The following is a 19,135-nucleotide window of genomic DNA, read 5'->3' as shown; positions in this document are numbered from 1 at the left end:
CCGCGGAGGTCCGCCCCGCGGTCCGATTCCCTCCGCTCCCAGGACGCGCGCCAATGGGTGCGCAGACCGCCAGACACGGCCGTTCGTACTGGCAGCAAGGGGGACATCATGGCCACACCCGTCTACAAGACCGCCATCATCGGCAGAGTGTTCTTCCTCCGTTGGGAGGCGCCTCCCAGCCAGGAGGAGATTCACGCCGTCTTCCAGCAGATGAAGGGCGTGCACGCGCAGCTCCAGCACCCGCTCGTCCTCGTCGCCAGCCTCTCACCGAAGTCCTCCGTGCCCAACTCGGAGCAGCGGCGCAACCTGTCCACCTTCCATTCGGACGCGCGCCCGCTCTTCACGGAGATCCACGCCATCGTCGAAGGCAATGACCTGCAATACAACCTGCAGCGGGTCATCATCTCCGGCATCAACCTGGTGACGCGCACCTTCGATGAGACCTTCCACCGCGTGCACAAGCACGCCGACCTGGTCGCGCCCTTCCTCGGCAAGAGCCTGGGCGTGGACGGCGTGAAGGTCATCGAGGAGGCCCGGGCGCGCGGCGTCGTGTGAGCCGCCCGCCCTCCGCGCCCCGTCAGCCCGCGGCGGGGACCTCCGCGGCCCGGGGCGCCAGGGCGTCCCGCCCGGGCAGGGCCGGCGCGGCGGTGCCCCGCACGAAGCAGTGGTCGAAGAAGTCCACGTAGAGGTACTCCGGCCAGGACACCATGGACCGGGGGCCCCGCATCACCGCGCGCGTCAGCTCCGTCACCATCATCCCCGCCGCGCTCGTCGCGCCCACCACGCAGGTGGGCGCATGGCCCCGGCCCTGGTAGCACGCGTCCATGTACTCGCGGAGCATGTAGCTGCCCAGGTGGGGGATGATGGCGGGCAGGTCGATGCGGCCGTCGGGGAGGAGGTACAGCGCCTCGTACAGCGGCGCGTCCGGCTGGAAGACGTGCAGCGCCGCGCCGAAGCCCAGCATCAACCCCGTCATCACCGGCACGCCGCGCTGGCGGCACGCGCGGTGGAGCACCTGCTTCTCCCGCGCCCCCGCGATGTCGATGACCTCCACCACGTAATCCACCGGCGGCAGCGCGCCGCCCCCGCCGAGCACGTCCTCCACGTTCGCCCCGGTGATGCCCTCCGGCACCTGCCGCAGCCGCAGCGCCGGGTGGATGTCACGGCACATCCGCCCCACCACCTCCACCTTGGAGCGGCCCAGCGTGCTCTCGAAGCAGCCCACCTGCCGGTTCATGTTGTGGCGCTCGTAGACGTCGAAGTCCGCCAGCGTCACGCTCCCGAAGCCCAGCCGCGCCAGGTCCACCGCGCACTGCCCGCCCGCGCCGCCCACCCCCGCCACCAACACATGCGTGCGTGACAGCTTGTCCAGCGTCTCCGCATCCACCACCCCCAGATTGCGCTGGAACCGCTGCTCGACCATGGGCCGCCCCCGGTTGGAGTCTGGCTTTCATGTGCCCCCCTCCCCGGAGGGTGGCGAGAGCCCCACGGGCGCGTGTGTTCAGCACCCCGCCCACGTCACCTGGTGCCGTCTGGACCCCGTCAGTCCGCCCGTCCTGGAGCGCCAATCCGCTCTTGCCCGTTCTGCGCACCTGTGGTCATTTGCGCGCCTTCGTCACCCACGCCCCTCAATCCCTGCCGGTCTTCCCTCGTGACACCCCGGGAGCCGCACCGGTGACACGCGCGCTTCAGCGTTGAAGCATGCGCGGAAGTACCCCGGGCACCAGGGGATGTCAGAGGTTCGATCCAGAGTGGCCTTCACCCATGAAGTCCCAACCTGGAGAACACTCCAGGGGTTACAGGGGTTTATTGATTGGCGTGAATTCTGCTCAGGCGCGGCACGTCCGGGGCGTCATGGGCCGGCGGTCACTCGACACCCCCGAACATCTTCAGCCGATCCGAGGTCTGTATGCGTTCCGTGTTCTTCCTCTGTGTCTCGTTGGCATGTCTGTCGTTGGCTGGAAGCGCCCAAGCGGCCCCCTCTGATGACATGCGGCGGGCTGTCTCACAGGCCGCGGCCCTCCAGGGCGTGACGCTGGCGGAGGACGCCGTCAGCAGCGCCGCGTTCCTGGGCTCCAGCAATCCGGGAGGCAGCGAGCGCGTGGCGCTCTTCGGCGCCGTGGCCCACTACCGCTACCGCCTGAGGGTGGGTCCAACGGAACACGACGTCGTCACCCTGCACCGGGTGGTGAAGGAGGACGGGGCGTGGCGGCCGGCGCGCTCGTCCCGCGCGGTGTTCATGGTGCACGGCGACGGGTGGGGCTTCGAGGCCGCGTTCCTCTCCAGCGTCGGCTCGGCGTACGTACCGCCGGAGCAGTCGCTGGCGGCGTACCTGGCGAAGGAGGGCGTGGACGTGTGGGGCATCGACCTGCGGTGGGCGGGGGTGCCGGAGGGGACGCAGGACTTTCGCTTCATGAAGAACTGGACGCTGGAGACGCACGCGACCGACGTGGGCGTGGCCCTGGGCGTGGCGCGGCTGATGCGGCTGGCGGGCGGCAACTTCCTGGGCAACATGCACCTGCTGGGCTGGAGCCGGGGCGCGGTGGTGGGTTACGCGTACCTCAACCGCGAGGCCCTGCTGCCGCGCGCGCTGCGCCAGGTGGACGGCTTCATCCCCATGGACATGGCGGTGCGCTTCGGGCCGCGGGACGCCCAGCAGCAGGCCTGGGCCTGCGAGCGCTTCGAGGCGCTGAGCGACGCGCGCCGGGAGGGCCGGCTGGAGGGCGGCCTGCTCGGGCCGGCGCCGGGGATGATGCTGCGGGCCATCGGTCAGCTCGCCGCGAGCGAACCGACGGCGCCGTCCCTGCTGGTGGAGCCCGACGTCTTCGGGCCGGGCACGGGGCGTCCCACCAACCGCAAGCTGGCCGTCGTCGCCGCGGGCGCCACGAGCGTCCTCTTCGCGCCGCTCCAGCCCATCGTCCCGGGCTACCACCTGCTGGGCAGCACGCCGGATGCCATGGGCCTGCCGGAGCAGCTCACCTTCACCCGCGAGGGCTACCTCTTCGAATACGGCCAGCGCGCGGCCCCCTACCAGAGCCTCAACGAGGTGGTGGAGACGGAGGCGTGGGCCTGCGGCCTGGACGTGCCCTACGATGACCGCCTGCGCCACGTGAAGGTGCCGGTGCTGTACGTGGGCGCCGCGGGCGGCGTGGGCCGCTACGGCGAGCACAGCGTGACGCTGCTGGGCAGCCGGGACGTCACCGTCCTCGACATCCGCACGCTGCCGGAGGCCGCGCGCGCCCTGGACTACGGGCACGCGGACCTGTTCCTCGCGGACGACGCGCGCGTGCGTGTCTGGAGGCCGCTGCTCCAGTGGGTCCGCGCCCACTGACGCGAAGAGGCTAGCCGTCGCCCTTCCACAGGCCGTGGCGCCGGGCCCGCCGGCCCAGCGTCACCGGGTCCATCCCCAGCGCCACGGCCGCGCGCCGCAGCACCCCGCCGTGGCGCTCCAGGGCCTCGCGGATGAGCTCGCGCTCCACCCGCTCCAGCCGCGCGCGCAGCGAGCCATCTCCCCCTGGCTCGTTGCGCAGGGCCATGGTGGCCCCCAGCGCCGGGGGCAACAGCCGGGGTGACACGACCTCTCCCGGACGGGAGAGCAGCACCGAGCGCTCCAGGACGTTGCGCAGCTCGCGCACGTTGCCCGGCCAGGCATAGGCCCGCAGCGCGTCCACCGCGTCCGGCGCGATGCCGCTGGCGGAGCGGCGCAGGGTGCGGTTGAACAGCTCCAGGAAGTAGAGCGCCAGCTCCGGCACGTCCTCCGGCCTGTCCCGCAGCGGAGGGATGTCCACCGTGAAGCTGTTGAGCCGGTAGAAGAGGTCCGCGCGGAAGCGGCCGGCGCGCACCTCCTCGCCCAGGTCCTTGTTGCTGGCGGCCACCACGCGCACGTCCACGTGGCGCACCTGGGTGCCGCCCACCGGGCGCACGTCCCCCGTCTCCAGCACGCGCAGGAGCTTCGCCTGGAGGTTGGCGGTGGTGTTCTCGATTTCGTCCAGGAAGATGGTGCCGCCGTTGGCGAGCACGAAGAGGCCGGGGTGGTCCGCCACCGCGCCGGTGAAGGCGCCCTTCACGTGGCCGAACAGCTCGCTCTCCAGCAGCGTCTCCGACAGGGCGCCGCAGTCCTGCACCACGAGCGGCACGTCCCCCCGGCCGCTGAGCCGGTGGAGGATGCGCGCCAGCACCTCCTTGCCCGTGCCCGTCTCGCCCTGGAGCAGCACGGCCACGCGGTGCGGCGCCACCAGGCGGATGAGCTCCATCACCCGCTGCATGGCGCCGCTGCGGAAGCCCACCTCTTCCCCGCCGCGGACACCGGGCGCGGGCGGCAGCTCCTGCGCCAGCGCGCGCTCGCGCAGCAGGCCGCGCTCCAGCTCCAGCGCCATGCGCAACTGCTCGGTGCGCACGCCGTGCTCGCGCCCCGCCTGGAGCACCGCCTGGCACAGCGCCTCCCGCGTGGGCGCGGGCCCCAGCGCGCGGAAGATGCGGCCGGCGTTGAAGAGCGCCACCAGCCGCTCGGGCGCGGCGGGCGCGCAGTAGACGATGCGGGACGCCAGGTCGCTGGGCGGCCCCGCGCCGGAAGGGTCCGCCTCCGCGCGCCGGGCGGCCAGGGAATCCACCAGGGCGAGCGCCTGCTCCTCGTCCTGGCCGCACACCACCAGGCACGCCGCGTCCCCGCGCGTCACCAGCGCGTGGGCCTCCGCCGGGACGGCGGCGAAGTGGAGCTTGGCCACGCCCTCCAGCGCGGCGCCCACCGCCCGCGCCTCCTCCTCGGTGGCGAAGGCCACCACCACCTGGAGGTGCGACGAGGCGAGGTAGCGCGCCAGCTTCACGCCATCCGCTTCCTCGAAGGCCCGGAAGCTCACCCCCAGCGCCGCCACCGCGCCGGACGCGTCGTGCCGCCACCGCACCATGCCGCTCACACGGATGTGCTCACCCGAGTCCGGCAGCGAGAACGACAGCTCCACGTCCTCGCCCTCACGCGGCCCCTCGGAGGCCGCGCGCGGCGTGGCGATGAGCCCGATGCCCGTTTCGCTGATGTTGACGGCCCAGCACCCATGGAGCGCCGGCTGCGTCACCACCTTCACGTACAACGGCTTGCGCTCGCTTCGAGGGGCGTAGGCGGACACAGGCCGCGTCATGACCACCGCAGTCTACTTGAGGGATGAAGCGACGTTGACAAATTGCGGCGCGGGAAGATCCGCTAACCATCACTTCAGCCATGTAGGCAAAAGTCATGAACGGCGGCGCGGCGGAAGGTATCAACCCGCGGCGAGCCCGTCTTGAGACTTGGGAGCTGCCCGGGTGCTCCCCCTGCCCCGCCGCTGCTGGCATGCTGGGAGCGCTTCATGGTCCTCGCAGACGGCACATCCTCCCGCTCCGGCCCGACGCTCCGGATTGCCCAGAAAGTCGCTCGCACGGAGGCGGAGGGCCCGGGTGTGCGCTACGCCCTGTGGGTCCAGGGCTGCCCCCTGCGCTGCGCGGGGTGCTGCAACCCGGAGATGTTCGCGACCGAGCGCGGCACGGTGGAGCCGGTGGAGGCGCTGGCCCGGCAGGTGCTGGCCACGCCCGGCATCGAAGGCCTCACCCTGCTGGGCGGCGAGCCCTTCTCGCAGGCCGGCCCCGCCGCGCTGCTGTGCGAGCGCGTCCGCGCCGCAGGGCTGAGCGTCATGGTCTTCACCGGCTACACGCTCGCGGAGCTGCGGGCCCAGGGAAGCGAGGACGTGGCGCGGCTGCTCGCCACGGTGGACCTGCTGGTGGACGGCCGCTTCGAGAAGGAGCAGCCGGAGACGGCGCGGCGGTGGATTGGCTCGCGCAACCAGGTGATGCACTTCTTCACCGCCCGGTACGCGCCGGATGACGCGTGTTTCACCGCGCCCAACACGGCGGAGGTGCACTTCGTCGGCGGCAGGCTCGTCATCAACGGCTGGCCCGCGCTCGCCGACCGGCTCCGCCCATGATTCATGTCGCGCCGACCGAGCTCGAGCTGCTCACGCTCGCCCGCGCCGTCGTCGGCCTGGGCCAGTACGCACCCGTGGAGGACCTGCTCCGCAACCGGCACGACGTCCCGGCGAAGCTCAGCCCCGGCGCGATGCACGTCCTGCGGGACACGCTCGCCAAGGGCGGCGTGCTCGCGCTCGTCCGGTGTGGCGGCTGGCGGCGGCAGCGCACCGCGCGCGACGGGCAGCCGCGCTCCGGCCGGCTGTGGGAACGGCACGCGCCGCCCGCCCTGCGCTTCTCGCCGCGCTCCTTCCTCGTCCTGCGGTGGCTGCTGGAGCAGCCCCTGACGGCGCATGGGGCCATGCCGCTCCACGAGGACGGCGCGCCCACGCTCGCCGACGAGCTCGTCCTGTTTCTGTGCTGCCGCCTGGTGGCCGGCAGCCCCTGCGCGCCGGCCCTGGGCGCCCAGCCCCTCTTCCGCCGCTCCGCGCTCTGCTGGCTGGGCTTCCCGGAGCAGTTCGGGGCGCACCGCCCAAAGCTCGACGCCGCCGCCTTCGCGCCGCTGCTGGCGGACGGCGCGTGGCTGCTGGAGGCGCTGCGCCTGGAGCTCGCGCAGCGCTGGCGTGCGTTGGAGGAGTCCAAGCGCACCATCGCCTCCCCCGCCGAGGCCCTGGCCCTGGGCACCGCGCAGGAGGCCGTGCTCGCCGCGTTCCTGGACGCGGTGGATGGCGCGGGCCGGAGAGACCTGGCGGGCTTCCTGCTCGAAGCGGCGCGCCCGTTGCTGGAGCAGCCCGCCTCGCGCTGGGTGGAGGGGCTGTCCACCGCGGCGACCTTGTCCTCGCGCGCCGAGGCGGCCCGGGCCGCCGCCGCCGTCCTCCGCATCCTGGGCCGGCTGGCGCGGTGGGACGCCGAACACCGCGCGGTGCGCTTCTTCGACGACGACTACGACACCGCCCAGCGCCTGCTGTCCGAATGGAGCGCCTTCGGCGAAGCCGGTTTCCGCCGCGCCGAGGACCACGCCCGGCACCTGGCCACCGCCCTCACCAGCGCCAGCGGCGCTGCCGCCGCACCTCCACCTTCCACCGCCGGGAGCGCCCCATGAGCCGCGCCTACCGAGTCTCCGTCTCCGAGTCCCTCAACCGCGTGGTCCAGGCCGAGGACGGCCTCTGCTCCAAGCTGGAGCTGCTCCCCCTCCTTTCGCAAGCGGAGCTGGCCGGGCTGCTCGCGGCGGAGCTGGCGAACCGGGGCTTCACGCAAGAGGGAGACGTCGCCCTGCGCACGGAGGCGGATGGCGTCCGCGTCGCCATCGACGTCACCACCGGCGACGTCAGCGTCACGCTCAGCGGTGAGCAGGAGGTGGAGCTGAAGGCCCGGGGCGAGCTGGCCGTGGAGAACCCGCACGCCGTGGAGGAGGCGAAGCTGCGGGCCCAGGACCTGGCGCGCGCCAGGCTGGAGGACGCGGCGGACGTCGCCACGGAGACGCTGCGCCAGCAGGTGACGCAGAAGCTCGAAGGGCGGCTGCGCGACCTCAAGTCGGAGCTGGACGCCATCTCCAACAAGGTGACGGCGGAGGCGCTCAAGGTGCGCGCCGGGCAGCTCGGCACCGTCGAGGAGGTGCACGAGGACGCGGCGACGGGCTCGCTCACCATCAAGGTGCGCGTATGAGCCAGCGCATCCCCGAGGAGTCGCTGCCCACCGAGCTGTCCCCCTTCGCCGCCGTCGAGGCCGCCTACCCCGCCGAGCTGAACCGCGTCTGCGAGGCGCTGCTGCGCGGCCTGCCCGTCATGGTGGAGGCGGACAAGGAGCTGACGCCGTACTTCTACAAGTGCCTGCGGGACAGGCTGAAGAAGGACGGCAAGCAGTTCCTCTACCTGGACGGCCGCACCGCGCAGGAGCCGCCCCCGGGCATGCCGGCGCCCTCCATGATGGCCACGCTCATCGCGCAGCTCCGGGACGCGGTGCGGGGCGCGGTGCGGGAGCGCATCGTCGTGCTGCCGCACCTGGACCTGCTCACCACCAGCAGCGGCGGGCTCACCAGCGAGGCGCGCGAGGTCATCCCCCTGCTGTACGAAAACCCGGAGATGGTCTGGGTCGGCTTCAAGGACCCGTCCTTCGCCGTGCCGCGCGTCATCGAGAACCTCTTCCCCCACAAGGAGAGCATCCTCGGCGTGGGGCGGGACAGGCTCCGCCACCTCATCACCCAGCGCGAGTGCCGCAAGTTCGGCCGGGGCCTTCAGCCCTACGCGCTCTACAAGCACGTCTCCGGCGTCAACGCCGTGCGCCTGCGGCGGCTGCTGGGCGCCATCACCGGCGAGGACTACCCCGCCAACCCGAAGCCCGCGTATGCGCAGCTGCGCTCGGCCACGCTCACCGGCGCGCTCAGCGTCCCGGAGCTGGAGCTGCACGCGGACATCGGCGGCTACGCCAAGGTGAAGCAGCGGCTCCAGCAGGAGCTTCTGGACGTCCTGTCCCACAAGGACACGCTGAGCGACCCGGAGGCCGTGAAGCGCGTGGAGGCGCTGCTTCCGCGCGGGATGATCTTCTGGGGCCCGCCCGGCACCGGCAAGACGCTCTTCGCCAAGGCCATGGCCTCCGCGCTGGGCGCGGCCGTCCAGGTGGTGAGCGGCCCCGAGCTCAAGAGCCGCTGGGTGGGCGAGAGCGAGGAGAACCTCCGCCAGATCTTCGTCCGCGCGCGGCAGGCGGCGCCCAGCATCATCGTCTTCGACGAGCTGGACTCCTTCGCGTCGGCGCGTGGCACGTACACCGGCTCGGGCGTGGAGCACTCCATGGTGAACCAGCTCCTCACGGAGATGGACGGGTTCCGCAAGGAGGAGCTCGTCTTCGTGGTGGGCACCACCAACTTCGTGGAGTCCCTGGACCCGGCGCTGCTGCGCCCGGGCCGCTTCGAGTTCCAGCTCTGCATCCCCTACCCCAACAGCGCGGACCGGCGCGCCATCCTGTCCATCTACGACCAGAAGCTGGGCCTGGAGATGACGGAGCGCGCGCTGGACTACGCGGTGAAGCGCACGGGCGACCGGGTGGAGGGCACCGGCACGCGCTTCTCCGGTGACCACATCCAGGCGCTGTGCCGGGCGCTCGCGCGGCGGCGGCTGCGCGAAGGCGCCCAGGGCCCCACCGAGGCGGTGGACGTGGAGCGCGCCCTCACGGAGTTCCTGGACCGGCCGGAGCTGACGCCCACCGAGGAGCGCGTGGTGGCCACCCACGAGGCGGGCCACGCGGTGTGCGCCCTCTTCTGCGAGCACGCGCCCGCGATTGACCGCATCAGCATCCGGGGCGACCTGGCGGGCTCGCTGGGCCACGTGCAGTACGCGGACCCGGCGCACCGCTACGTCGTCACGCGAGGCCAGTTGCTCGACAGCATCTGCATGCTCTTCGGCGGCCGGGAGGCGGAGGCGCTGCTGCTGGATGACCTCTCCCTGGGCAGCGCGCATGACCTGGAGCGCGCCACGGAGATTGCGCGCGAGCTGGTGGAGGACCTGGGCATGGGCGGCGACGGCGTGCCCGTGCGCCGCTATGACGCGCCGGGGCGGCAGGCGGAGCGGCACGCCCTGTCCGACGCGACGCGGAGCACGCTGGAGGCCGCCATCCAGGAGGTGCTGGCCGTCCAGCGCGCCCGGGCCCGGGATATCCTCCGGCGCGAGAAGGAGCGGCTCGTGGCCCTGAGGGATTTGCTCATTGAACGCAAGGTGTTGGACCGCGAGGCCTTCACCCACCTGGTGCCCGCGACCGCGGCGCCGAAGAAGGAGCCCGCGCTTGGCTAGCCTCATCCTCCGCCTCCAGGTGGACCCGGCGACGGGCCGCAAGGACGTCATCATCCAGTACGAGAGCGACGCGGACGCGCTGCCCATGGAGCACGAGGACGAGCACCGCCGGCTCGTGGACTCGCTCATCCAGGGTGGCACGCTGAAGGCCTCCGAGCTGGGCCGCGTCATCGTCCGGCGCGACACGCCGTCGGGCCAGTCGGCCGAGCCCACCGCCCCCCCCGAGGACGCCTCCGAGAAGGTCCCCCAGAAGGCTTGATGTCCATGCTCGTCTTCACCAGTGAGGAGGCGCTCCAACTGGCGCTGACCTCCGGACTCGTCCCCGCTGAAGTCCAGGCCGCTCCCGCCCGCTGCCACCGGACACCCGACGGCGCGCTCCACGTCGTGCCGGAGGCGCGGCTCTCGGAGGAGGCGCTGGCGCGGCTCGCGTCCCTGGGCGTCCAGGTGACTCGAACCCACGCGAAGGAGGCCACGCCGGTCCTCTGCTGGGCGGAGCTGGTGCGGGCGCGGCGCGTGCCCTTGGAGAGCGCGCCCACCGGTCCGGTGCTGTTCCTGCCGCCGAGCGCGGAGGCCCTGCTGCCCCTTGCGGGCGAGATGCTGCGGTTGGGATGTGACCGGCAGGAGGTGTGCTTCGCGCAATCCTCCAAGGGAAGCGGACCGCGTGCCTTGCTCCGCGCGGTGGCGCCGCCCTACTTCACGCTGACCAGCGCGCTGGACACCACGGGGCCGCTGCGCGCCTTCGTCCCCGCCGTCCCGGGCCAACAGTCCGTCTGGGTGGAGGTGGGCTACACGCATCCGCTCGCGCGCGCGCTGCAAGCGCCCGTGGGGACCTTGCTGCTCATCCGCGGCGAAGGTCCGTGGCTGACCGCGCCGGACGGCCCGTGGACGGACCTGTACCAACACACCGACCTGCGGCTCCCCGCCCCCAGCGAGGACTGGACGCCCGCGCCCACGCCGGGCCGGCTCACGGTGCCGCTGCGACTCACGCGGGCCGCTCGCACCGAGCCCGCCAGCCTCTGGGTGCTGCGAGAGGACGCGCTCGCCCAGGTGGAGTCCCTGGTCCACACGCTGCCGGAGCCGCTGCTCGCGCAGCTCCGCTTCGCTGTCATGGGGCCGCTGGAGGCGCCGTGCATCGTGCTGCGCGCCCGGGCGGGCCGGGAACGGCCACCGGAGCTGGGCCTGTCGGGCATGGCGTATGCGCCGCTGCCGCAGCTCGCGGACCTCTTCCTGCCGTGTGACGGGCTGCTGGAGCCGCCCGTGCGCAGAGACAGGCTGCGCGCGTTGCTGGTGCCCCAGGCCGACACCGTGACGTGGCTCCACCCCACCGGAGGCGGCGGCTTCCGCGCGGAGCGGCTGCCGGAGTCCGCGTTCCAGCCGCTCGACACCTGGGTGGACTACGTCGTGGACGCCAACGCCGACGCGCTCATGCCTTGGGTCCGGGGCGCGAGCTTCGACTTCGCCGCCTTCGAAGTGGCGGAGGGTGAGTGGCAGGCCGCGGCCCGCTCGGTGCAATCGGACGAGGAGGACGACCGAAGCCCAAGAAGCGCGCGCCGCGGCCGGCGTGCGGCGACGACGCCTTCCGAGGCGCCCGCGAGCCCTCCCCCCATCGTCGCCGTCCGCGTCGCGCACCCCGCGCCCAGCGGCGCCTCCCTGGCGCCGCTCACGCCCGCGCAGACCGACGCGGTGGAAGAGGAGCTGACCGCGCTGGAGAAGTCCTTCCTGGCCCTGGAGGTGCCCGCCGATTCGCCGCAGCGACAGGAGCTCTGGACGCGCATGGCGGAGCTGAATGGCCGCTTGGGCCGCGGACGAGACGCGAGCCTGTGCTGGACGCGCGCCCTGTGGTCCGCGTCCGACACCGAGGCCACGGAGCTCGCGCGGCGCTGGGCCGATGCGGAGTCACAAGGAAGCGCCACGCCCGCCGAACGGATGGCGTCCCCCGCGCCCACGGGCGATGACGTGCGAGGCATCGCCAGCAGCCTGGTGCGCGCGGTGCGGGACCCGAGCGCCCCCGCGCCGGTCGACGTGGCCTCCGTCCAACGGTGGCTGGACCGGCATGACGCGGAGCTCGATGTCCGGTCGCTCTGGCTGACGCGGACGGCGCTCGACACGCTGTCGGGCGGGGACGCGCTCGGTCTGGCACGCGCGGGCGACCGGCTGCTGGAGATGCTCCAGCGCGGCCTGTCCCTCGCGAGAGACGTGCCGCGCTTCCTTCGAGGCGGCACGGATTCGGCCCATGTGCCCCGCGTGGTGTCGCAGCTCGAAGCCCTGCTGGAGCGCTTCGAGACCACGCCCCGCCGCCGCTCGTCCATCGAAGCGGCGCCCGCCCTCACGCTGGCCTACGTGCGCTACGTCTTCGCCGTGGGACTGGCGCGGCTCGGGCAGGCGGACCGGGCCCGGGCCCTGGCATCCGCGGCGGCGGGCGCTGTCGACGCGACGGAGGTCATCCACGGCTTCCTCTCCCGTGCCTACGGCGCGCGCGTGGCGCAGGCCCTGGAAGGTCAGCCGCCCGAGGCGCCGCTGCCCGCCGACATCGCCGCCGAGCTGAACGCCCTGGGCACCTTCCAGCGGTACAAGGTGGACCGGCTGCGGCAGGCCTCGGCGCTGCTGGAGCCCAGCGAGCGGCTCGACCCCGCGAGGGCCTTCGGTCGCGGCGCGCGCGACTTGCGCGGCGAGGAGTTCGCGACCCTTCGCGACTTGAAGGACCCGGCCCAGGTGGCCGCGCAGGTAGAAGCCCTGACGAGCCGGGCCACCGAGATGAGCCAGGCCGCAGCGGAGCGCCAGCGGCTCATCGGAGGGCTGCTGGACACGTTGCCCCGCGTCGCTCCGGCGCGCGCGCTCCCCGTATTGGACCGGCTCGTCGCGTCGATGGAGGCGCTGCCCGGTGAAGCCCAGGCCGTGCTGCTGGGAGACGCGCTGACGCTGGCGGCCCTCTTCGGCCGCGCGGACCACGCGATGAAGCTGGCGGCGCGGCTGCGCACGGTGCTCACGGCGCTGGCCCCCACGTCGCCCGCCTGGGGACAAGGCATCCTCGGGGTGAGCCTGCGGGGCCTGCGCCGGGTGGGCCTGTCTCGCGAAGCCGCCGAGCTGGTGGACGCGGCGCAAGAGCGACTGACGGGCCCAAAGACACCTTTGACGGCGAGGCTCGGCGTTGCGGCAGGACTGTCCATGCAGGGGCGCACGGCCGAGGCTGTCGACGTGTTCGACGCCGCCTTCGAATCACTGGGCACGGCGAAGGGCGGCTTGCCGGAGCGGCTGGCCTTGATGCGCAGCCTCGCGAACGCGCTGGCGCATGCCCCCGTGGAGCTGGCGCTTCCGGGGCTGGCGCGCATCTCCGAAGGGCTGCCGAACGTCACGGACAGCTACAACACCAACAGCCACTTCTGCCTCTCCGTGGTGGAGCTGGCGGACGCGCTGGTGCAGGGCCACGTGGAGGTGGCGCAGGGCACCGGCGCGCGCGCGCGAAGCTGGCTGGATGAAGACGAGTTCCTGGTGCGACGGCGCATCCATCGGGAGTTGGAGGAGCGCACATGAGCAGTCTTCCCGCCATCTCCGAGCTGTCGCTCGACGCGCTCGCCAGCGAGGCCCACGGCCTGCGCGAGCGCCTCAACCGCTTCCGCCTGGCGCTGGGCCGCCACTTCGTGGGCAAGCAGACGCTGGTGGACCTGATGACGGTGGCGGCGGTGGCGCAGGAGCCGCTGCTGCTGGTGGGCCCGCCGGGAACGGCCAAGTCGGACCTGGTGCTCAAGTTCCGGGACGCGCTGCGCATCCCCAACGAGGATTACTTCGAGTACCTGCTGACGCGCTTCACCGAGCCGTCGGAGGTGCTGGGCCCCATCGACATCAACCTGCTGCGCCAGGGCCGCTACATCCGGCGCGAGGGCGGCAAGCTGCCCACCGCGCGGCTGGTGTTCCTGGATGAGGTCTTCAAGGCCAGCTCCGCCATCCTCAACGCGCTGCTCACCGTCATCAACGAGCGCAAGTTCTACCAGGACGGCGCGCCGCAGCCGGTGAAGCTGAAGGTGCTGTTCGCCGCCACCAACGAGCTGCCGGAGCACGCCGAGCTGGGCGCCCTCAAGGACCGCTTCTGCCTCAAGGCCGCGTGCCGGCCGGTGCAGGACCGCTACTTCCTGGAGCTGCTGGACTCCGGCCTGGACTCACAGACGCACCGGGAGATGAACCAGAAACCCTGGGCGGAAGGACACGCCACGCTGGACGACGTGCTCAAGGCCCACCGCTACCTGACGCTGATGATGGGCAAGCGCGAGACGGGTCCGGATGGCCGCGAGCTGCGCGACCGGGACTTGTTCTTCCGCGATGACCTGCTGCGGGAGTTCCGCCGCGTGGTGCAGACACTGACGCGCGAGGACGGCGTGTTCATCAGCGACCGCAAGCTGGTGAAGCTCTACCGCCTGCTGCGGACGCGGGCGTGGATCTTCCACGGCGGCGCGGTGGAGCGGCAGGACCTCCAGCTCCTCTCCTACCTGGGAGAGACGCGCGAGGAGATCGACCTGCTGGAGGAGAAGGTGCCCCGGCTGCTGGGCCTCTCGTGAGTCGCGGATGAGCACGGAGCTGCGGAGTCCCCAGGACGCGGAGCGCTGGCTGTGCGCGGGGCTGTGCCTGATACGGCACGAGCACCTCGCGGCCGGCACGTTGGATTCAGCCGTGCCGTGGCTCCTCGCCACGCTCGCGGAGTCGCCCGCCCTGCCCCCTCCCGCGTTGATTGCGGACCTGGGCCGGCTCGTCGCGGGGGTGCCGCTCGCGCCCTCCGCGCCCGTGCCGGACACGCTGCCCCGGCTGCGCGCGGCGGTGCGCGCCTATGACGACCACGTGCTGGCCCGGCTCGCGGCGGAGCCCCACCTGGAGGCCGTCTCCGCCGCCCTCGCGCGTCTCCCCGAAGCGCTTCGGCCCCGAGGCATCGCCTTCCTCGTATCGCGTGTGCTGATGCGGATGGGCTTCACGGCGGGCACCGCGGTGAGCCCAGGCCTGGCCCGACGCGTCCTGGAGCGCCCGCCCGCGGAGCTGCTCCAAGGTGGCTACGCGGCCTTGCGCGACACAGGGGCCAGTCCCGCGCTGGAGCGGCTCGCGGAAGGCTACGAAGCCCTGGCGAGCGCGGCCCGTCGCGCGCGGGCGCTGCTCGGCGACGCGGAGTCCTTCACCCTGGAGAACCTGGAGCACCTTCAGGGCAAGGCCCAGCGGATGGCCCTGGAGCAGGCGGTGGAGGCAGCGGAGGCCCTGTCGCGGAGCCTGCCGCCCAAGCTGCGCGCCCGGCCCGTCGCCACCGCCCCCCTGCCCATGACGCTGGAGGACGAGGCCGCCTTCCCACAGGGGGGATTCTCCTCCGTGTCCAACGTGGGCAGCCTGGAGAACCTCGTCACCTCCGAGCTCGTCTACATGGAGGACGAGCCCGACCTGGACCTCTTCGACGTGCGCTACGTGGAGGGAGAGCTCCTCTACTACACGCGCGACGAGAGCATCTCCGTCCGCCGCCGCCGCGTCATCACCTTCGTCCTGCCGCCGGACCTCGTGGATGCGCGCGTGAAGGACGCGGGGGTGCGCTGGCAGCGGGTCGTGGTGGCGCTGGGCCTGCTGCTCTGCCTCGTGCGGCGGCTCTCCCAGTGGTTGGGCAGTGAGGAGCTCCACTTTCGAGCCGTCTTCCTCCACGCGCCGGGCGCGGACGCACCGCCCCTGGATGCCGAGCGCGGCCTCTGCGAGCTGCTGCTGCGCGAATGGCGGGCCCGAGGCACGGCCGAAGTGCTCACCGCCGCCTCGCTGGAGGAGGTGCTGGACACGGCGGCGGCGACCACGAAGCGCGCGCGCGTCGACGTGGTGCTGCTCGACGCGGGCCGTCACGTCGACGCGTCGTTGCCGCCCGTTGACGCACGCGTCGCGTTGCACCTGCTGGACCTCAGCGGCCCGGTGCCGTCCGTCCGCGGCCTTCAGGGCAGGCGCGAAGTCCTGGATTCTCGAAAGACGGAGTGGGACGCGTGGATGGGGGTAACGCTTGAGCTTGCGCAAGGGCTTCTCTAGCGTCCGTTCCACAACGCGCCCCACCCGGCGCAACGGACGAAGGACGGGCCATGCCGCGGTACGAGTTCAAGGAAGGCAGCTCCAGCAAGTTCTGGGAAATCACCCTCTCCGGCAACAGCTTCACCGCGCGGTGGGGCCGCATCGGCACCGACGGCCAGGAGAAGACCCAGACCTTCGGCTCCCCCGCCGAGGCCCAGAAGGAGCACGACAAGCTCGTCCGCGAGAAGGAGAAGAAGGGCTACGTCCTGGCCGGCAAGGGCGATGACGACGACGGTGAGGGCGGCGGCGGTGACGAGCCCGCCTCCAACCCGGAGCTGGAGGCCGCCATCCTCAAGGACCCGGACAACGTGGACGCGTACCTCGTCTACAGCGACTGGCTCCAGGGCCAGGGCGACCCGCGCGGCGAGCTCATCGCCATCCAGCACGCGGCCGCGCAGGCCAGCGGCACGGAGGCCAGCGACCTGAAGCGCAAGGCCACCGCGCACATCAAGAAGTACCAGACGCTGCTGCTCGGCGAGCTGGCGGACGGCGTGAAGTCGAAGGAGATCTCCCTGGAGTGGCACCTGGGCTTCATCCGCTCCGCGCGCCTGGCCAAGCAGGACTACGACTCCGAGTTCGACGTCGTGGAGGCCGTCGGGGCGCTGCTCAAGCACCCCTCCGCCCGCTTCATCCGCGGGCTCACGGTGGGCATGACGGACTTCGAGGAGAACCACTACAGCAGGGTCGCCGATGCCATCGTCGAGGTGGGTGGCTTGAAGACGCTCCAGGAGCTGTTCCTCGGCGACTTCCAGTACCCGGACGAGACGGAGATCTCCTGGACATACCTGCACGACATCTCCGGCGCCCTCAAGCTGCTGCCCGACCTGCGCAAGCTGCGGCTGCGCGGCGGCGAGCTGGAGCTGGGCGACGTGGACCTGCCCGAGCTGCGTGAGTTCACCGTGGAGACGGGCGGCCTGCCCCTGGGGGCGGTCAAGTCCATCGCCAACGCGAAGTGGCCGAAGCTGGAGCGCCTGGAGGTGTGGTTCGGCAGCGACAACTACGGCGCAGAGGGCGGCGTGGAGGACATCCAGCCCATCCTCGACGGCAAGGGCCTGCCGAACCTCAAGCAGCTCGGCCTGCGCAACTCCGAGTTCGCGGACGCGCTCGCCCAGGCGCTGCCTGGCGCGAAGGTGCTCCCGCAGTTGGAGAAGCTGGACATCTCCATGGGCACCCTGACGACCGAGGGCGCGCGCGCGCTGGCCGACAAGGCGGCGGCCTTCGCCCACCTCAAGCAGTTCGACGTCACGGAGAACATCCTGACGGACGAGGGCCAGTCGCTGCTGTCCAAGGCGATTCCCCAGGCCAACGTGGGCAACCAGCGCGAGTACGAAGAGGACTACCGCTACGCCGCGGTGGGCGAGTAACGCCGCATGGCAGGCGCGCCTCCGTTCATCCTCATCGGCAATCCGGAGAACCGGCGCGTCGCGCTCTTTCAGGAGGCCCTGGCCCGCCAGGGCCTCTCCCCCGCCCACGTCGTGGCCTGGCGTGAGCTGCTGGCGGCACCGGGCCTCCTGGCGGACCTGCCGGATTCGGAGGCGCTGGTCCGTATCGACTCCACGGGGGAGAACTGGGACGTGGAGAAGGCCCTGCTCAAGCGGGGCTACGCGGACGCCGTGGGCCACGGCTGCTCGGTCCTCACGCCGGAGCAGGTGGACCGGCTGCCCGAGGACCACGGCCGCATCCTCAGCCCCCGGCAGCATCACCTGGGCTTCCTGCGCGTCCTGGCGGAGCTGGAGGCCATCTTCACCGCGCACCCTCGCTGGCGCGTCCTTCAGAAGCCCTCCGCCATCGCGGACCTCTTCGACAAGCGCATCACCTCCCGCCGCTACGCCGCCCTGGGCGTGCCCGTTCCAGAGGCCCTGGAAGGCGTCACGGACGTGGAATCACTCCGTGCGCGGATGGAAGAAGCGGACTGCCGCGAGGTCTTCGTGAAGGTGTCGTGCGGCTCGTCCGCGTCGTGCCTCGCCATCTACCGGCGGGGGCGCTCGGCGGACACGCTGACCACCACCATCGAAGTGGCGAAGACGGGCTGGTACAACTCGCTGAAGGTGCGCCGCATCGAGGAGCCCGAGCGGGTGGATGAAATCCTCACGTACCTGCTGCGCGAGGGCTCACAGGTGGAGCGCTCGATTCCCAAGGCGCGGCTGGGCGGCGACTACTTCGACTGCCGCGTGCTGATGGTCCGCGGCGAGCCGGCCTTCACGGTGGTGCGGCAGAGCCTGCGGCCCATCACCAACCTGCACCTGGGCGGCTGGCGGGGCGACCTGGACGACTTCCACGCAGAGGTCCCCCGGAATGAGCTCGCGGACGCCATAGAGAGCTGCCGCACGGTGGCGAAGTCCCATGACTGCCTCCACGTGGGCATCGACCTCATGTACGAGGAGCACTTCACCGGGCACCGGGTGATTGAAGCCAATGCCTTTGGAGATTTGCTCCCCAACCTCCGCCGCGACGGGCTCACCGTGTACGAGTGGGAGATTCGCGAGGCCCTCCGCACAACATGACATTATGCGCCAATTTCCGACAGTCTACATTCAGCCTTACACTGCCGACTCAAGGCCGCCACCACCCATCCGACCAACGCGCGTGCCGCCAAGCCAAACAAGAAACGGCAAAACCAAAAGTCTCACAATCAAAAAATCACATAGATACACAAGAATGACCAAGCATTTACACTCCCATCCACAACGAGAGAGGCCGAGGCAAATCACCACACCATCCACCAACTGCACGACGTCCCCTAAAAACAGATACACCCCCAACTACAACACAAATGCCATTGCACACAGCAGCCGCCAGCCGAACACTAGCGGCACCCTTGAGCGCCCCATCTGAATCAAAGACAATGCCATCACCTCATTCTCAAGTTGCCCAAACCCCGCTTGTTCGCCACATTCACAATAGGTTAAAGTAGGATTTCCGCCCCTAGAACTTCCCTTTGAACCACACCAAATTCGAGATTTGAGACCAATGGCGCGAAACAATCGACTCTTTATCAGCTTTGCAGTCCCCGAAGATACTTGGGCTCGTGATTTCCTAGTGGGTCAAGCAAGAGGCGCTCACAGTCCATTCCATTTCGTAGACATGTCCGTAAAAACTCCTTGGGACAGCCAGTGGAAAACCAACTGCCGAACCAAAATCCGCGGCTGCGACGGCCTCATCGTCATGGTGAGTAAAAACACCGAACGCTCCAGTGGAGCTCTTTGGGAAGTCCGATGTGCTCTTGAGGAGCGGATTCCCGTCATAGGGGTATGGGCCTACTCAGATGACAGCTCCGTTCCATTTGAACTCCTTGGCATACGCATAATCCCTTGGAATTGGCAGGGCATTGCCAACTTCATCACCCGACTCTAACG

15 protein-coding genes are annotated in these 19,135 nt (G+C 71.1%); 13 read left to right on the top strand and 2 right to left on the bottom strand.

The features are described 5' to 3' along the window. Window positions 1-108 precede the first annotated feature (108 nt). On the top strand, window positions 109-555 hold the full coding sequence (locus MYMAC_RS14375; protein WP_013939483.1) for a hypothetical protein: 447 nt from the start codon (window positions 109-111) through the stop codon (window positions 553-555). Between the two features lie 22 nt (window positions 556-577). On the opposite strand, the gene MYMAC_RS14370 is transcribed toward MYMAC_RS14375, so the two are convergent. After that, window positions 578-1,423: a ThiF family adenylyltransferase gene (locus MYMAC_RS14370; RefSeq protein WP_013939482.1), complete on the bottom strand. Its 846-nt coding sequence runs from the start codon at window positions 1,421-1,423 to the stop codon at window positions 578-580. Between the two features lie 567 nt (window positions 1,424-1,990). On the opposite strand from MYMAC_RS14370, the gene MYMAC_RS14365 reads away from it, so the two are divergent. Continuing rightward, a complete protein-coding gene (locus MYMAC_RS14365; RefSeq protein ID WP_239989527.1) occupies window positions 1,991-3,331 on the top strand; it encodes an alpha/beta fold hydrolase in 1,341 nt (446 codons plus the stop codon). Window positions 3,332-3,341: 10 nt separating this feature from the next. On the opposite strand, the gene MYMAC_RS14360 is transcribed toward MYMAC_RS14365, so the two are convergent. Further along, a complete protein-coding gene (locus tag MYMAC_RS14360) occupies window positions 3,342-5,132 on the bottom strand; it encodes a sigma 54-interacting transcriptional regulator (RefSeq protein WP_204817617.1) in 1,791 nt (596 codons plus the stop codon). A gap of 207 nt (window positions 5,133-5,339) precedes the next feature. On the opposite strand from MYMAC_RS14360, the gene MYMAC_RS14355 reads away from it, so the two are divergent. The 11 genes from MYMAC_RS14355 (at window position 5,340) to MYMAC_RS38645 (ending at window position 19,133) form a co-directional block, all read left to right on the top strand. After that, window positions 5,340-5,951 carry a 4Fe-4S single cluster domain-containing protein gene (locus tag MYMAC_RS14355; RefSeq protein WP_239989526.1) on the top strand — a complete coding sequence of 204 codons (612 nt, stop codon included), beginning with the start codon at window positions 5,340-5,342 and terminating at the stop codon, window positions 5,949-5,951. Further along, window positions 5,948-7,033, top strand: coding sequence for a hypothetical protein (locus MYMAC_RS14350; protein ID WP_095958507.1), 1,086 nt, complete (start codon window positions 5,948-5,950; stop codon window positions 7,031-7,033). Before MYMAC_RS14355 ends, MYMAC_RS14350 begins: the two co-directional genes overlap by 4 nt. Next, window positions 7,030-7,596 (top strand): hypothetical protein, encoded by a 567-nt coding sequence (locus tag MYMAC_RS14345; RefSeq protein ID WP_095958506.1) that lies wholly within the window; start codon window positions 7,030-7,032, stop codon window positions 7,594-7,596. Before MYMAC_RS14350 ends, MYMAC_RS14345 begins: the two co-directional genes overlap by 4 nt. Then, window positions 7,593-9,713 carry an AAA family ATPase gene (locus tag MYMAC_RS14340; RefSeq protein ID WP_095958505.1) on the top strand — a complete coding sequence of 707 codons (2,121 nt, stop codon included), beginning with the start codon at window positions 7,593-7,595 and terminating at the stop codon, window positions 9,711-9,713. Before MYMAC_RS14345 ends, MYMAC_RS14340 begins: the two co-directional genes overlap by 4 nt. Then, a complete protein-coding gene (locus MYMAC_RS14335; protein ID WP_095958504.1) occupies window positions 9,706-9,972 on the top strand; it encodes a hypothetical protein in 267 nt (88 codons plus the stop codon). The genes MYMAC_RS14340 and MYMAC_RS14335 overlap by 8 nt, the downstream gene beginning before the upstream one ends. Then, window positions 9,972-13,244, top strand: coding sequence for a hypothetical protein (locus MYMAC_RS14330; protein WP_095958503.1), 3,273 nt, complete (start codon window positions 9,972-9,974; stop codon window positions 13,242-13,244). Before MYMAC_RS14335 ends, MYMAC_RS14330 begins: the two co-directional genes overlap by 1 nt. Further along, window positions 13,241-14,263 carry an AAA family ATPase gene (locus MYMAC_RS14325; protein WP_095958502.1) on the top strand — a complete coding sequence of 341 codons (1,023 nt, stop codon included), beginning with the start codon at window positions 13,241-13,243 and terminating at the stop codon, window positions 14,261-14,263. The genes MYMAC_RS14330 and MYMAC_RS14325 overlap by 4 nt, the downstream gene beginning before the upstream one ends. A gap of 7 nt (window positions 14,264-14,270) precedes the next feature. Continuing rightward, entirely contained in the window at window positions 14,271-15,740 is a 1,470-nt protein-coding gene (locus MYMAC_RS14320) for a hypothetical protein (RefSeq protein WP_095958501.1), read from the top strand. A 50-nt stretch (window positions 15,741-15,790) separates the two neighbouring features. Beyond that, the gene (locus MYMAC_RS14315) at window positions 15,791-17,143 is read left to right on the top strand and encodes a WGR domain-containing protein (RefSeq protein WP_095958500.1); all 1,353 of its coding nucleotides are present in this window, start codon (window positions 15,791-15,793) and stop codon (window positions 17,141-17,143) included. A gap of 6 nt (window positions 17,144-17,149) precedes the next feature. Beyond that, a complete protein-coding gene (locus MYMAC_RS14310; protein ID WP_095958499.1) occupies window positions 17,150-18,283 on the top strand; it encodes an STM4014 family protein in 1,134 nt (377 codons plus the stop codon). A gap of 466 nt (window positions 18,284-18,749) precedes the next feature. Next, on the top strand, window positions 18,750-19,133 hold the full coding sequence (locus MYMAC_RS38645) for a TIR domain-containing protein (RefSeq protein ID WP_095958498.1): 384 nt from the start codon (window positions 18,750-18,752) through the stop codon (window positions 19,131-19,133). The last annotated feature ends 2 nt before the right edge of the window (window positions 19,134-19,135 follow it).

The sequence above is a fragment of the Corallococcus macrosporus DSM 14697 genome, assembly GCF_002305895.1.
GTDB lineage: Bacteria > Myxococcota > Myxococcia > Myxococcales > Myxococcaceae > Myxococcus > Myxococcus macrosporus.
Note: the sequence above shows the minus strand (reverse complement) of the source record. Positions and strands in the feature narration are given on the sequence as shown.